The organism is Pseudomonas sp. 18058 (genome assembly GCF_902706155.1).
GTDB classification, from domain to species: Bacteria; Pseudomonadota; Gammaproteobacteria; order Pseudomonadales; family Pseudomonadaceae; genus Aquipseudomonas; species Aquipseudomonas rustica.
On the sequence record NZ_CACSJY010000037.1, the window covers coordinates 1 to 12,601 of the forward strand.

15 protein-coding genes and 1 pseudogene are annotated in these 12,601 nt (G+C 59.2%); 6 read left to right on the forward strand and 10 right to left on the reverse strand.

Going from position 1 to position 12,601, the window contains the following annotated elements; genetic code table 11:
• A pseudogene (locus GVL50_RS29075) lies at positions 1-118 on the forward strand (IS110 family transposase); the annotation flags it as partial.
• A gap of 288 nt (positions 119-406) precedes the next feature.
• On the opposite strand, the gene GVL50_RS19255 reads toward GVL50_RS29075, so the two are convergent.
• The 6 genes from GVL50_RS19255 to GVL50_RS19280 are packed head-to-tail and all read right to left on the reverse strand — an operon-like array spanning position 407 to position 5,832.
• Positions 407-2,350 carry a response regulator gene (locus GVL50_RS19255; RefSeq protein WP_159814764.1) on the reverse strand — a complete coding sequence of 648 codons (1,944 nt, stop codon included), beginning with the start codon at positions 2,348-2,350 and terminating at the stop codon, positions 407-409.
• A complete protein-coding gene (locus tag GVL50_RS19260) occupies positions 2,340-3,215 on the reverse strand; it encodes a sensor histidine kinase KdpD (RefSeq protein WP_053120878.1) in 876 nt (291 codons plus the stop codon). The genes GVL50_RS19255 and GVL50_RS19260 overlap by 11 nt, the downstream gene beginning before the upstream one ends.
• Positions 3,208-4,218, reverse strand: a complete 1,011-nt coding sequence (locus tag GVL50_RS19265; RefSeq protein ID WP_159814787.1) for an ATP-binding protein — start codon at positions 4,216-4,218, stop codon at positions 3,208-3,210. Before GVL50_RS19265 ends, GVL50_RS19260 begins: the two co-directional genes overlap by 8 nt.
• Positions 4,215-4,619 (reverse strand): anti-sigma regulatory factor, encoded by a 405-nt coding sequence (locus GVL50_RS19270; RefSeq protein ID WP_008084828.1) that lies wholly within the window; start codon positions 4,617-4,619, stop codon positions 4,215-4,217. The genes GVL50_RS19265 and GVL50_RS19270 overlap by 4 nt, the downstream gene beginning before the upstream one ends.
• Positions 4,616-4,978 (reverse strand): STAS domain-containing protein, encoded by a 363-nt coding sequence (locus tag GVL50_RS19275; RefSeq protein WP_034155679.1) that lies wholly within the window; start codon positions 4,976-4,978, stop codon positions 4,616-4,618. The genes GVL50_RS19270 and GVL50_RS19275 overlap by 4 nt, the downstream gene beginning before the upstream one ends.
• 2 nt (positions 4,979-4,980) lie before the next feature.
• Positions 4,981-5,832, reverse strand: a complete 852-nt coding sequence (locus tag GVL50_RS19280; protein ID WP_053120876.1) for an STAS domain-containing protein — start codon at positions 5,830-5,832, stop codon at positions 4,981-4,983.
• Between the two features lie 252 nt (positions 5,833-6,084).
• Between GVL50_RS19280 and GVL50_RS19285 the strand changes: the two genes are divergently transcribed.
• Positions 6,085-6,354 carry a hypothetical protein gene (locus tag GVL50_RS19285; RefSeq protein WP_159814765.1) on the forward strand — a complete coding sequence of 90 codons (270 nt, stop codon included), beginning with the start codon at positions 6,085-6,087 and terminating at the stop codon, positions 6,352-6,354.
• Positions 6,355-6,656: 302 nt separating this feature from the next.
• Here the strand turns inward: GVL50_RS19285 and GVL50_RS19290 are convergent, their stop codons facing one another.
• The gene (locus GVL50_RS19290) at positions 6,657-7,178 is read right to left on the reverse strand and encodes a DUF4142 domain-containing protein (protein WP_053120872.1); all 522 of its coding nucleotides are present in this window, start codon (positions 7,176-7,178) and stop codon (positions 6,657-6,659) included.
• Between the two features lie 206 nt (positions 7,179-7,384).
• On the opposite strand from GVL50_RS19290, the gene GVL50_RS19295 reads away from it, so the two are divergent.
• Positions 7,385-7,627, forward strand: coding sequence for a YdcH family protein (locus GVL50_RS19295; protein WP_053120870.1), 243 nt, complete (start codon positions 7,385-7,387; stop codon positions 7,625-7,627).
• Positions 7,628-7,736: 109 nt separating this feature from the next.
• A complete protein-coding gene (locus GVL50_RS28780; protein ID WP_172680115.1) occupies positions 7,737-7,901 on the forward strand; it encodes a hypothetical protein in 165 nt (54 codons plus the stop codon).
• A 108-nt stretch (positions 7,902-8,009) separates the two neighbouring features.
• On the opposite strand, the gene GVL50_RS19300 is transcribed toward GVL50_RS28780, so the two are convergent.
• The 3 genes from GVL50_RS19300 to GVL50_RS19310 form a co-directional block, all read right to left on the reverse strand.
• The gene (locus tag GVL50_RS19300) at positions 8,010-9,026 is read right to left on the reverse strand and encodes an SMP-30/gluconolactonase/LRE family protein (protein WP_371926018.1); all 1,017 of its coding nucleotides are present in this window, start codon (positions 9,024-9,026) and stop codon (positions 8,010-8,012) included.
• A gap of 56 nt (positions 9,027-9,082) precedes the next feature.
• The gene (locus GVL50_RS19305) at positions 9,083-10,228 is read right to left on the reverse strand and encodes an SRPBCC family protein (RefSeq protein WP_159814767.1); all 1,146 of its coding nucleotides are present in this window, start codon (positions 10,226-10,228) and stop codon (positions 9,083-9,085) included.
• A gap of 112 nt (positions 10,229-10,340) precedes the next feature.
• Entirely contained in the window at positions 10,341-11,204 is an 864-nt protein-coding gene (locus tag GVL50_RS19310; protein ID WP_053120866.1) for a LysR family transcriptional regulator, read from the reverse strand.
• 392 nt (positions 11,205-11,596) lie between these two features.
• Between GVL50_RS19310 and GVL50_RS19315 the strand changes: the two genes are divergently transcribed.
• Positions 11,597-12,073 (forward strand): antitoxin Xre/MbcA/ParS toxin-binding domain-containing protein, encoded by a 477-nt coding sequence (locus GVL50_RS19315; RefSeq protein ID WP_053120865.1) that lies wholly within the window; start codon positions 11,597-11,599, stop codon positions 12,071-12,073.
• Positions 12,070-12,573 (forward strand): RES family NAD+ phosphorylase, encoded by a 504-nt coding sequence (locus tag GVL50_RS19320; protein WP_053120862.1) that lies wholly within the window; start codon positions 12,070-12,072, stop codon positions 12,571-12,573. The genes GVL50_RS19315 and GVL50_RS19320 overlap by 4 nt, the downstream gene beginning before the upstream one ends.
• The last annotated feature ends 28 nt before the right edge of the window (positions 12,574-12,601 follow it).

Here is a 12,601-nt window from a genome sequence, read left to right on the forward strand (position 1 = left end):
TCATCGAAACAAGGGCAAGGCCACCACTGAAGCGCTGGTGATTTTGTCACGTAAACTCGCGCGTATTGCATACGCGCTGCTGAAGAGCGAGAAAGCATACGTCAGCAAAACTGCCTAAAAAACGTTGTTCGCAACCATAGAATCTCCCACATTTGATGTGTGAAAGTCTGTGAGCACTCAGCTACTCAGGCGCCGTCGAGGGTGCGGCGGACTTTGTCGAGCAGTTCGCTGATCTCCCACAGGTTATGGCGTTGTATGCGGAATATCTGTCCACACAAAACAACTGTGGGAGCGGGCTTGCTCGCGAATGCGGTGGATCAGTCAATTCAGATATCGACTGAAAAGCCGCTTTCGCGAGCAAGCCCGCTCCCACATTGGTTGGTGTTAAGGCCGTAAACTCAGCTACTCAGGCGCCGTCGAGGGTGCGGCGGACTTTGTCGAGCAGTTCGCTGATCTGGAATGGTTTGACCAGCATGTCCATGCCTGTCCCGAGAAACACCTGCCGATTGATCGCCGTTTCCGCATACCCGGTCATGAACAGGATCGGCAAACCCTCACGCCAACCCCGCGCTACGTCCGCCAGTTCCCGCCCGCTCATGCGCGGCAACCCGACATCAGTCAGCAGCAGATTGATCGACGCATCGTTCTGCAATCGCTCCAGCGCCGTTTCGATATCCGCCGCCTGCGTGCAGCGATAACCGGCATCCTCCAGCACTTCAGTGACAAACATCCGCACTGACGGCATGTCCTCGACGATCAGCACATGCTCACCGGTGCCCTGCGGATCGACCACCGGCGCCGGAATGTCAGCACCGGTCGGATCGCTGGTCGCCGGCAACATGATTGTCACTTCGGTACCGCGTCGCGCCACGCTGCGAATGTGTGCATCGCCGCCGGACTGGCGGGCGAAACCGTAAATCGTCGACAACCCCAACCCCGTGCCCTGTCCCAGCGGTTTGGTGGTGAAGAACGGATCGAAGACCTTGTCGATCACGTTGTGCTCAATGCCCGTGCCGTCATCACGCACCGACAGGGCGACGTAAGCGCCATCGGCCAGATTCGGATCGCCATGTGAATAAGCGGCGTAAGTGTTGACCCAGACATTACCGCCCGACGGCAGCGCATCGCGGGCGTTGATCACCAGATTGAGCACCGCACTTTCCAGTTGCACCGGGTCGACCAGCGCAATCGCCGGTTTGCTGGTCAGCTCAAGCTTGAGGTTGATGCGTTCGCCGATGGTGCGGGTCAGCAGTTCTTCCAGCGAACGCACATGCTCGTTGATGTCCACCGGCCGCGTGTCCAGCGGTTGCTGACGGGCGAAGGCCAGCAAGCGATGGGTGAGGGCGGCGGCGCTCATTGCCGAGCTGAGTGCCGCTTTGGCGTAGAACTGCACCTTTTCCGGTCGATCGTCAGCCACGCGTTTCTGAATCAATTCCAGGCTGGTGATGATGCCGGTCAGCAGGTTGTTGAAGTCGTGGGCGATGCCGCCGGTGAGTTTGCCCAGCGCATCCATTTTCTGCACTTGCAGCAGTTGCGATTCGGCGCGCGCGCGTTCGGCAACTTCCTTGGCCAGTTGCGTGGTGGTGTCATCCAGTCGCGCCAGGTGCGAGCGTTCGCGATGACGGTGTTCGGTGACGTCTTCGACGAACACCAGGCTCAGCTCCGGCGTGCGGTACGGCGAAATCTGCCATTCAGTCTCGCGAAGCTCACCGAGCACGCGCATGTTCAGCGTGCCTTTCCAGCGCTCGCCATCGACCAGGCGCAGGCGCAGTTCGTTGAGGATTGCGCTTTGATCGTCGGCGAAGCATTCGCGCAGGGTTTGCGGATCCTGATTGTCGAGAATCAGTTGGGCGAAGGCGTGATTACATTCATGCACTTTCAAATGCGCATCAAGCACCGCAATCGGCGCCGAGACGTTGGCGAAAATTTCGCGGAACCGCGCCTCGCTCTCACGCAGGGCGTTTTCGGTGTCGCGCACTCGCAGCAGTGTGCGCAGGGTCGCGAGCAACACGTCCGGGTCGACCGGGTGAATCAAGTAAGCATCGGCGCCAGCATCGAGACCGGTGATGATGTCGCCGGTCTGGATCGAGGCGGCGGACACGTGGATCACTGGCAGCAACGCGGTGCGCGCATCGGCACGCAAGATGCGCACGATGTCGAAACCGCTCATGTCCGGCAGGTTGACGTCGAGGATCAGCGCATCCAGCGGTTCGCTCTCGATCAACGCCAGCCCGTCAGTCCCGGTGCCGGCCTCCAGCACTTGGTAGTCGTGGCGTTCCAGACGCCGGCGCAGGGCGTAGCGGGTGGCGACGTTGTCGTCGACGATCAACAGGCGGATGTCACGTTTCATCGACGTTCTCCAGAGCGATCGCCAGCGGAATGATCACGAAGAAGGTCGAACCGACCCCCGGCGTGCTTTCCAGTCCGACTTCACCGCCCAGCAGGGCCGCGAAGCGTTTACACAGCGACAGGCCCAGCCCGGTGCCGCGCAGACGTTTCTGCAACGGCGAGTCGACCTGGGAAAAGTCCTCGAACAATGCGCCATGCAGCTCGGCAGCGATACCAATACCGGTGTCGCTGACGGCAAAACGTACTTTGTCGATTCCTTCCAGCCGCGCCGACACCCGCACTTCGCCACGCGTGGTGAACTTCAGCGAGTTGGAAATGAAGTTGCGCAGGATCTGCGCGAGTTTCTTGTCATCGGTGTACAGCCGTGGCAGGCCGACCGGTTCTTCGAAGATCAGATCGACGGCGGAGGCATCGACAATCGGCCGGAACATCCCGCGCAGTGCCGAGAACAGGTCGAACATGTCGAACCACGCCGGCGAAATAGTGATGCGCCCGGCCTCGATTTTCGCCAGATCGAGCAAGTCATCGACCATGTCGCTGAGCTCGCGAGCGGCAGTGCTGACGAACGCGACTTGTTTGTGCTGCTCAGGGCTGAGCGGGCCGTCGAGTTCATCGGCGAGCAGGCTGTTGATGCTCAGGATCGAGCCCAGCGGCGTGCGGAACTCGTGGCTCATGTACGACAGAAAACGGCTCTTCAAGTCCGAGGCCTGGCGCAGCTCCTCAGCCTGAATATCGAGTTCGGCGTACAGGGCCAGCACGCCTTGGTTGGTTTCATCGAGCTCTTCGCGCAGGGCCGCGGTTTCGCTCTGCAATTGCGCAATCAGCGCGGCCTGTTCGGCGCTGTTGAGAATCGGCGACTCAGCCATGGGCGGCCTCCAGGGCAACGACCAGCACCGTTACATCGTCGCGCCCGCGACAGAAGTCGCGGTGCAGGACGCTGGCTATCACGGCGGGATGGCGGTGCACCAGGCCGGGGTAGTCTTGAAGGTTCCAACGGGACTGCAAGCCGTCGCTGTACATGATCAATAGATGTCCGTTCACGTGAGCATAGTCAAAGGGTCGGGCTTTCCGGTATTGCACGCCAACAATGCCTGGGTGCGAGGCCAGCCCGCGGGATTTATCGGCGGTGATCAGGCTGGCGCCAATGTTGCCGACGCCGGCAAAAGTCAGACTGTCGCGGTGCGCGTTGAACTGGGTAAACGCGACAGCGCCGCCCCGGCTGCCGATCATGTCGCGATGCATGTCCTCCATCAGCATGACCGGTTCGGCGAACGGCGTCAGGGCAAAGGTTTCGGCGCCTGCAAGGCCGGCGCGTTCGGCTTCTTCGCCATGGCCCAGACCGTCGATGATCAACGCACTGATGTTGCCGTCCTCATAGGCCAGGTGCCAGACGTCGCCACACGCGGGATCGTTGTGCAGCGAGTGCTGGCTGACACCGAAGCGAATGTCGGGCGCCCGGTCAGCGCGCGGATACAGTCGCGCCAACAGCACGGCGCCACGGTTATCGGCGTACACATCAAACACTTCGGCCTGGCGCGAAATCGAGCCGAGACCGATGCCTTGGGTGCCGCCGGTGGAGAAGCCGTCGGCCAGACAAGCCTCCAGATCAAAACCCTGGGCGCGATCCACGGCGAGCATTTCGATGCCAAAACCATTAGGGCGCGGCAACACCCGCAAGTGCATTTCACCGTGGCTGGCGTGCTTGAGTATGTTGCTGGCCAACTCTGTCGCCACCAGTGCGACACGCCCCGCATCGCGTTCATCAAAGCCATGCCGTTCGGCCAATTGCTGCGCGGTACGCCGTGCGTAGCCGATCTGGCTGCTGTCCTCGATCGGCAGCACCTGGGTCAGGCTGGAGCGGATATTCATGTCCATCGGGTAATCGTTATTCGAGTGCCTTTGCCAGGCTCGGTGTCGAGTTCGAACTCTTCTACCAGTCGTTTAGCGCCGGTCAGGCCCAGCCCCATGCCGCTGCCGGAGGTCCAGCCATCGGTCATCGCCAGTTTCAAGTCGGGAATGCCGGGGCCTTCATCGCGAAACGTCAGGCGCAGACCGACCTTGTGATCCTCGTCGAGAATCTGCCAGTCCATGTCGCCGCCGCCACCGTAAACCATGGTGTTGCGCGCCAGTTCGCTGACCGCCGTGACCATTTTGGTCAGGTCGATCAGGCGCATGCCGCACTCGGTGGCGAGCTTGCGCGCGGTCTGACGCGCGAGTACCACGTCTTGCTCGATATGGATCGGTTGAGTACCGCTACTGCGCACGGTCATTGTTGCAATACTCGTTCTCGCAGCAGTTTCATCCCTCGCTCGACGTTCAGCGCGGTGCTCACGCCGGGCAAGGTCATGCCGAGTTCAACCAGGGTGATCGCGACGGCCGGCTGCATGCCGACCAACACGGTTTCGGCGTCCATGATTTTCGACAGGCCGGAAATCGTGCCGATCATCCGGCCGATGAACGAGTCGACCATGTCCAGCGCCGAAATGTCGATCAATACCCCGCGCGCCGAGGTTTTGCTTATGCGTTCGGACAAATCGTCCTGCAGGGTGAGGGCGAGTTGGTCATGCATGTCGACCTGAATGGTCACCAGCAAAAAGTCGCCCATCTGAAGAATCGGGATACGTTCCATGCTTAAGCCGTCTTGACGAGGCTGATACCCAGACGGGTCAGGGCCAGTTTCAACGCGTCTGCCAGGTTGGCTTTGGTGACCACGCCTTGCAGGTCGAGACCAAGGTGGACGATGGTTTGCGCGATTTGCGGACGTACGCCGCTGATGATGCAGTCAGCGCCCATCAGACGAATCGCGGTGACGGTTTTCAGCAGGTGTTGCGCAACCAGGGTGTCGACGGTTGGCACGCCGGTGATGTCGATGATGGCGATTTCCGAGCCGGTGTCGACGATGCGTTGCAGCAGCGATTCCATCACCACTTGCGTGCGTTGCGAATCGAGGGTGCCGATCATCGGCAGCGCCAAAACGCCGTCCCACAGCTTGACCACCGGGGTCGACAGTTCCAGCAGTTCTTCCTGCTGACGCTTGATCACCGCTTCACGGGATTTCTGGAAGGTGCGGATGGTGTGCATGCCGAACGCGTCGAGCAGCTCGGAGATTTCCCAGAGTTGTTCGGCGAGCAGCGCCGGTTGTTCTTTGTAGTGAGCTTGCAGCAGGTTAAACAGCGGGCCTTTGAGGGCGAAGATGAAGCTGGCGGTTTGCTGCGAATCCTGGCCGAGCAGGGCGCGACTGTGCGACAGCTTTTCGAGGAACTGGCGCGTGGCTTCCCAGCCCGGCGTGGCGATGTTGGTGCCGTTGTCGTTCTCGAGACCGCTGACCACCAGTTGCAGAAATTCGGAGGTTTGTTGCTGCAGGTCGTGTTCTTTCAGATTGCGTGTGGAACCGCTGGCTTGCAGGCCGTTGATCCATTCGCTCAGCAGTTGCGTTTGCTTGTTTTTCATCGCATCGAGTGTGCTGTTCTGCAGTGCTGCCATGTGCCTGTTGCTCCGTAACGAATTTGGGGCCGATTCGATAAAAATTGATCGGCGCGAAGACATCGACATTTGCCGTTCTAAATAGTTGTTCGATCCCGCCAGGATATTTTTGATCTGGCGCAACGAACGCCCCGGTAACTCTAGTCGGCGTGACGGGGAGTGGAGATGTTTTGAACGTTGACGTGGTGCAGGCTTCGAATCTTCAAGGCCCGGCTGGTTTCAGTCGCGCTTGCTTTGACGAACGAGGTGATTATGAACGAGCAAACCAATCCGCAACAGAATCAATCCTCCGAACCAATCAACCGTAACGATCCGGCGATCGATCCGCAAGTGCCGGGGCAGCCTGCGCCGACGCAGCAGCAGGGTGAGGACGGCCAGGCGCAAAGCGCCGATCCGGCGGTGGATCAGAAGAACACGCATACGGACAACGACAACGAGTTCAGCCCGGGGTTTGAGCCTAAGCCGGATCGTGCGGAGCCCGGGGAGGAGACGGATGCGGATATTGATACGGATGGGGGTTGAGGTTGGCCGTAAATGATGAAGCCGCATCTTCTGGATGCGGCTTTTTTATTCGCTTGGATACGGTGGTGTTGTCTGGATCGATCCCCCTCACCCCAGCCCTCTCCCCCAAGGGGTAGAGGGGGAAGGGAGCCGATCTTTGTGTTGTTCCAAATCAGAGTTCGACTCTGGATTTCGATACTTCAACCTGAGTTAGCGTCTGGATCATGAGTTCGATGCAGACCTTTCAGGTCGACGTACCTCGAACATTCAACTCGGTCGGCCCCCTCTCCCTCCGGGAGAGGGCTGGGGTGAGGGTAAAGCCTTTACTTACTAGGATGCTTGGCCTGCAGCTCTTTCGCCGCCGCCAGATGTTTCTCCAACCCCGGCAACATTTTCTGCGCAAACGCTTTCAATTCAGTCGCGCCCTTGACCTTGTCATCCGTCACGGTATTCGCCTGTTTCTTGAACAGCTCAATGGTCTCTTCGTGCGCCTTCACCTGATTGTTGGCGTAGGCCGCATCAAACGACTCATCACGCATGTCGAGGATTTTTTCCTTGGCCTGTTTGACCAGCGTCGTGGTATCCGGCACCTCGATATCGTTGGCCTTGGCAATACTCGCCAGCTCATCGTTAGCCTTGCCATGGTCAGTGATCATCATGTTGGCAAACGCTTTGATATCGGCCGATGAGCTCTTTTCCAAGGCCAGGCGACTCGCTTCGATTTCAGCGATACCACCGGCAGCGGCATTATCGACGAAATCATTGTCAGTCGCAGCGAAAGCGCTGCCCATACCGGTGCTCAAAGCGACAGCCAAAAACAGATGACGCAAGTTGAATCCGTCCATTGGTGTATCTCCACGCAGGTTTTTGTTGGTGATACTCAATGGAGGCAGCGCGGCGTTTAAAGGTTTTATCGCATTTGCGACAGGGCGACGAACGGGCACCGCTGGTCTGACAGGTGGTCGACAGAACGCCCCAACCGAGGCCATTCTGATAACTGGCCAGCGCAATCGGTCGCGCGGGCCAGCCGATCAATTGACGGAGGTGTTCCATGCCGGTGACTCATGACTTGTTACAGGATTTGAAGCTTACGAAGGAAGAGATCCAGCAAAAACGCACCGCGGATCCACATCTGGACGCACTGATCAACAAGTATTCCCAGGCAGACGCCGATGTAGTCAAGGCCGAGACGGCGACCTCGGATGCGCCCAGCGATGACACGCTGAAAAAACTCAAAGAGAAACGCTTGCAGGTCAAAGACAAGATTGTCGAGCAATTGCAGGCGCGATCCTGAAGGCGGGTTGATCCGTCGACCATCGGTTGCGGATTGACTGGAACGACAGCCCCGACCGGCACCTCGAATGTTCAGAGTCTTCAATCATCGACTCTTTGCGAGGTGCCTTATGAACGATCCCAAATTCCCCAGTGAAGAGCAGGGCGCTTTTGACCCGGTTCCGACGCATCCTGAGCCGAATAGCCCGGCGCACACGACGGCTAATCCGGAAGAGCCGGATGAGGATTTGCCGGAAGACGAAGATCCCGAAAAATTCGATAAATCCAGTAACTGACTGACGCCTTCGCGGGCAAGCCTTGCTCCTACAGATGATTGCATTTCAACTGTAGGAGCAAGGCTTGCCCGCGAAGGCGTCGTTCAATTCAACATCAATCCACCAGATTCACTTAAGGGCCGCATCCAACGACATCCGCGCCATATGCGTCGCCTTCAACGACCCAAAATACAACCACTGCCCATACTCCCTAACCGTGGTAATCGGCGAATAATTGCCATCGCTGGCATCCTGCAAATTGGCAATCACCTTGCCGTCCAGATCCAGCCCCAGCACAAACCCGCGTTTGTCCACTGGCGCCGGCACCAGCTTCAACGCCCGCACGATCATCTTGCGCAGGAACGGATGCCCCGCCGTGGCGTCCAGCAGCGTATTGCGCGGCGCATACAGCGCCACCCAAAACCGGTCACGGCCATTGAACGCGAGGTTGTCCGGCAGCCCCGGAAGATTGTCGATAAACAGGTCGTGAGTGCCGGCTTTCGGCCCGGTCAGCCAATAGCGGCTGATGCGATAAGCCCCGGTTTCATTGACCAGTACATAGGCGTCGTCCGGGCCGAGGGTCACGCCGTTGGCGAACTCCAGTTTGTCCAGCAACACGCTGGTCTTTCCGGTCTGAAAGTCATAGCGCAGCAAACGCCCGTCGCCGCCGTGCTCGATGATCGCCTCGCCGTCATGGCCGTAACCCCAACGGCTGCTCGCATCGCTGAAATAGGCAAAATGCCCGGGCGCATCGATCGCCACATCATCGGTGAAACCGAAGGCCAAGCCATTGGCGGCGGTGGTCAGCGGGATCAATTGCCCTTGCGCATCCAGCGACAGCAAGCCTTTGACCCCGTCGGCAATGACCAGCATGCCGTTCGGATGCCGGGCCAATCCCAACGGACGCCCGCCGGTATCGGCCAGCACTTGGCGCTGCGTGCCATCGAGGCTGGTGCGGATCAGTCGGCCGTCATGCAGGCCGGTGATCAGGAAATCCTCCTCCAGCAGCAGCGCCTCCGGGCCTTCGATATCGCTCGGCCCGACTTGCGCTGCGCCGTTGAGTTTCTGGTTCTCGGCGTAGGGGCCTTCTTTCAGCGATGGCGCGGGCTGCGGCGACCAGGCGACCGGTTCAATTTTGGTCGGCATCAGCAGTAAATATCCGATGACGATGACGAGCAGTAACAACACAACGTGCCGCACCTTCACGCGCTGGCCCTCGCCGAAGCCAAGTGCTGAGCAGCCATGTCGCGCAAGGCCAACATCGACGCCGCCGATTCGCGATCAATCCGGCGTTTGAGCAGCAGGTGATTGGCGATGCGCATGCCCAAACCTTCAAAGCGATAATCCAGCGTGCGCACAAACCGCGTGCCGTTACCTTCGGCCGCGCACTCATACGTCAGCAGCAACGACAAGCCATGATCACCTTGAGCCCGCGCGCACCAGCGGCGGCCCGGCAGGTATTCGGTGACTTCCCAGCGCAAATGCCCTGCGCGACCTCCGGCATGAATATCCTCTTCGAAACGCGAGCCGGCATGCAGCGGGCCGTGTGCGCCGTCAATCTTCAGCGACGACGGATGCCACTCCGGCCAGCGGTTGACGCTGGCGGCGTAGGCGAGCACGGCAATCGGCTCGCCGGCGATATCGATCTGGTGCTGCAGGCGGGTCATGGGCATTTTTGAATAGCTCAAAGGGGCGGGTTCCGACTCCCAGTAAAGGGTGCCGAACAGGTAGTCCATCAGCGGGAAAACGATATTGAAATTACGTTCCTGCATGCGTTCGCGACGATGATGCAGTTCGTGCAAACGGCGCATCTGCCGGATCCACGGCAAGCGTGTCAGCGGGTTGTTTGGCGGCAGGTGTTCGCAGGCGTGGAACACTTCGTAAGTCAGGTAACCGAGCACCATGCACCCGGCGAAGAGCCCGGCGACATTGGCGTTCACCTGCGCGATCAGCCACCACAGCGGCAGGGTGATCAGCAGCGTGTGAATGACGATCAGCCACGCAGGAAACAGAATCACCCGCCAGTCGCGGGCGCTGTCATAGGTCATGTGGCCGGGGGTGAAAAAGCTGTGATGATCACCGGCATGCCGGGCGTAAAACATTTTCGCGAAGGCTTTTTTATGGTGGCCGAGATGGCGATGAACCATGTACACGCCGAAGTTGAACAGCAACAGGCTCAACGGCACGGTGAGCCATTCCAGCGGCCGCACTTGCTGCACGGTGCCCCAGAACCCGGCGATGGCCAGCACGCCGAACAGCAGCACGAAAACCCCGTGCAGCCACGGGTTGTAGCGCGGATGAATGGCCGCACGGTAGCGGCTGCGAAATGCCTCGGTGGTCTGCCTCACTGCGTTCACCTGCGGGTATCGTTGTTATACCCGGCAGCGTAGCCGATCCGGCCATTTGTGCAGGCCGAACCTTGAGGTCACATGCGCCATGCTTCGGTGTAAAACGGCTGGATCAGCTCAGTGGGTTCCAGCGTTGCGACCAGTCGTCATCGGTGTGGATCACCTCGCGCAGCAGGTCGAAGGCCTGTTGCAACGTCGCCGAGTCGCGATCTCGCGAATACACCAGATACGTCGGGTAGCTGAATTCCGGGGCTTTGGTCACCGCTTCCAACGCGCCGCTTTCCAGATACGTGCGCACCACGCGGGTGCGGAAATAGCCGCTGCCGCCGTGTTCGAGGATGTATTGCAGGGCCAGGGGGCCGAGGTTGAAGCTCAGCGCAGCTTTGGCTTTTTCAGGCAGGGCGGCGTCGTGCTGACGACGGAAATCCGGCCCCCAGTCGATGTAAACGTAGGGATCGGGACGCTCGGGTGCGCGTACCAGAATCAGTTTCTCTTCCAGCACTTGCTCGACCTGCAGTCCCGGCCAGTATTCCGGCTGATAGACCAGCGCGGCGTCAAGAACGCCGAGTTCGAGCTGCCGCAGCAGGTTTTCACCGTCGCGAATTTCCATGCGCAGGGCATGCCCGGGGATTTTCTCGCGCAACTCGGCGGCCCAGCTGAGCATCAGCGGATTGCACAGACTGACTTCGCCACCGATGTGCAACACGTTGTGCAGGCCTTCGGGCAGCGGCAGATCACGACGCGCGGCTTCCCAGGTTTGCACCAGTTGATTGGCATAGACCACGAACGCTTCGCCGTTGGGCGTCAGTTTTGCCCCGGCGCGGTTGCGCACGAACAGCGTACTGCCCAGTTGGCTTTCGAGTTTTTGCACGCGGGCGGTGATCGCTGTTTGCGTGACGAACAGCTTCTGCGCAGCGGCGGCGAGACTGCCGTGGCGGACGATTTCGAGAAAGGTGCGAGCGAGGTCGATGTCCATGGGCGGGCCGGTTTGGGAGGTCGGCGTATTGTAAGGGCAAAAGCCCCTCACCCTAACCCTCTCCCGGGGGAAGAGGGGACTGATCTGATCAGGGTCAACGTTTCCCGATGATTACTGGCGTGCGTGCGTATTGACCGCCAGTAACGTCCTACGGATGCCGGAGTGTTTTTCGCAAATACCGGGATATTTCCGACAACTGTTTCAGGTTGGTCGTCGGACGCCTGTTCTATAACATCGAACGTGACATTGAAGTCGCTTACGGCTCGGACGTTCGGGCCCCTGACAACGGATGGATTATGCAAAACATACACGTTGAAAACGACGCAGCGCGTTATCACCCTCGCTATTTTTGGCGCGATGTTCGAGCCAGGTGCCCCTCGGAGGCCAATGCGATGTCCACTGCTAAACCGCTTCGGTTTACGGGGCTGAAGCGGGTCGAAGGCAAACCTGTCGACGTACTCTTGCGCGGCAGGGAGTGGGGTGAAGACCCTATGTTTATCATCCGGTACACGCAGCAAGGTTTCGAACTGCAGGACGTCGTCAATCTGATCGCCACCTCTGAGCTTTACCAGGAGGGTGAGCTTGTTCAGATGATCACCGGCAAATCCATCCGAACCGTGCGGCGCTTGCTCAAAGACAGCAAACCCTTCCTGCTCAGCCAGCAACAAAGCATGGTTGCCTTTCAATATGCCCATGTACTGGAAGTTGCCACCGAGGTCTTCGACGGTCAGGCGGAGGCCGAAGAATGGTTGCGCAAGCCGACCAAATGGCTCAACGGCTACAAGCCTATTGAACTGGTCGAGAATCCTTTCGGTTATCAAGTGGTCGACGCCTACCTGCACCGGACAAAATACGGGGTTTATCAATGAACCCGTTGCCTTGGGATGATCGCTGGTTTGCCTGGCGTGTCGACCCGGAAGCCTACAAATGCACGTGGAGCAGTGGCATTGGCTCCGAGCGTAAGGGGGGACGCTGGAACCGTCCGGGACGGCGTGTTGTATACGCGTCAGTCGATCCGTCCACGGCCATTCTCGAAGTGGCGGCACACGGCAGTTTTAATCGTCTGGATACAAAACCCCATGTCCTTACGTGCTTTGAGATATCCGATCAGGCCCTGGTTCGGGTCGTCCAGCCGGAAGAATTGCCGAATCCCTATTGGATGAGTCCAGCACGGACGTCACCGAATCAGCAAGATTTTGCCGATGCGTTACTCGCCGAACACCCTTTCTTGCTGGTGCCCTCGGCGGCGACCCGGCACTCATGGAATTTGCTGGTGAGCTGCGAGTTGGCCGAAGGGCAGTTCCGCATGATCTCGCAGGAGCGTTTCGGCCTGGATACTCGATTGTTGGAAGAGCTGGCGCTGAACTGACCATTTCTCCGGCTCATGAACGCAAAAA

What these genes read in the sequence shown, in the direction of transcription:
- GVL50_RS19275 (WP_034155679.1), bottom strand. Translation starts at nt 4,978, where the DNA reads ATGGAACGTATCCCGATTCTTCAGATGGGCGACTTTTTGCTGGTGACC.
- GVL50_RS19315 (WP_053120865.1), top strand. Translation starts at nt 11,597, where the DNA reads ATGTCCACTGCTAAACCGCTTCGGTTTACGGGGCTGAAGCGGGTCGAA.
- GVL50_RS19285 (WP_159814765.1), top strand. Translation starts at nt 6,085, where the DNA reads ATGAACGAGCAAACCAATCCGCAACAGAATCAATCCTCCGAACCAATC.
- GVL50_RS19265 (WP_159814787.1), bottom strand. Translation starts at nt 4,218, where the DNA reads ATGAATATCCGCTCCAGCCTGACCCAGGTGCTGCCGATCGAGGACAGC.
- GVL50_RS19300 (WP_371926018.1), bottom strand. Translation starts at nt 9,026, where the DNA reads ATGCCGACCAAAATTGAACCGGTCGCCTGGTCGCCGCAGCCCGCGCCA.
- GVL50_RS19280 (WP_053120876.1), bottom strand. Translation starts at nt 5,832, where the DNA reads ATGGCAGCACTGCAGAACAGCACACTCGATGCGATGAAAAACAAGCAA.
- GVL50_RS19270 (WP_008084828.1), bottom strand. Translation starts at nt 4,619, where the DNA reads ATGACCGTGCGCAGTAGCGGTACTCAACCGATCCATATCGAGCAAGAC.
- GVL50_RS19255 (WP_159814764.1), bottom strand. Translation starts at nt 2,350, where the DNA reads ATGAAACGTGACATCCGCCTGTTGATCGTCGACGACAACGTCGCCACC.
- GVL50_RS19290 (WP_053120872.1), bottom strand. Translation starts at nt 7,178, where the DNA reads ATGGACGGATTCAACTTGCGTCATCTGTTTTTGGCTGTCGCTTTGAGC.
- GVL50_RS19295 (WP_053120870.1), top strand. Translation starts at nt 7,385, where the DNA reads ATGCCGGTGACTCATGACTTGTTACAGGATTTGAAGCTTACGAAGGAA.
- GVL50_RS19260 (WP_053120878.1), bottom strand. Translation starts at nt 3,215, where the DNA reads ATGGCTGAGTCGCCGATTCTCAACAGCGCCGAACAGGCCGCGCTGATT.
- GVL50_RS19320 (WP_053120862.1), top strand. Translation starts at nt 12,070, where the DNA reads ATGAACCCGTTGCCTTGGGATGATCGCTGGTTTGCCTGGCGTGTCGAC.
- GVL50_RS28780 (WP_172680115.1), top strand. Translation starts at nt 7,737, where the DNA reads ATGAACGATCCCAAATTCCCCAGTGAAGAGCAGGGCGCTTTTGACCCG.
- GVL50_RS19310 (WP_053120866.1), bottom strand. Translation starts at nt 11,204, where the DNA reads ATGGACATCGACCTCGCTCGCACCTTTCTCGAAATCGTCCGCCACGGC.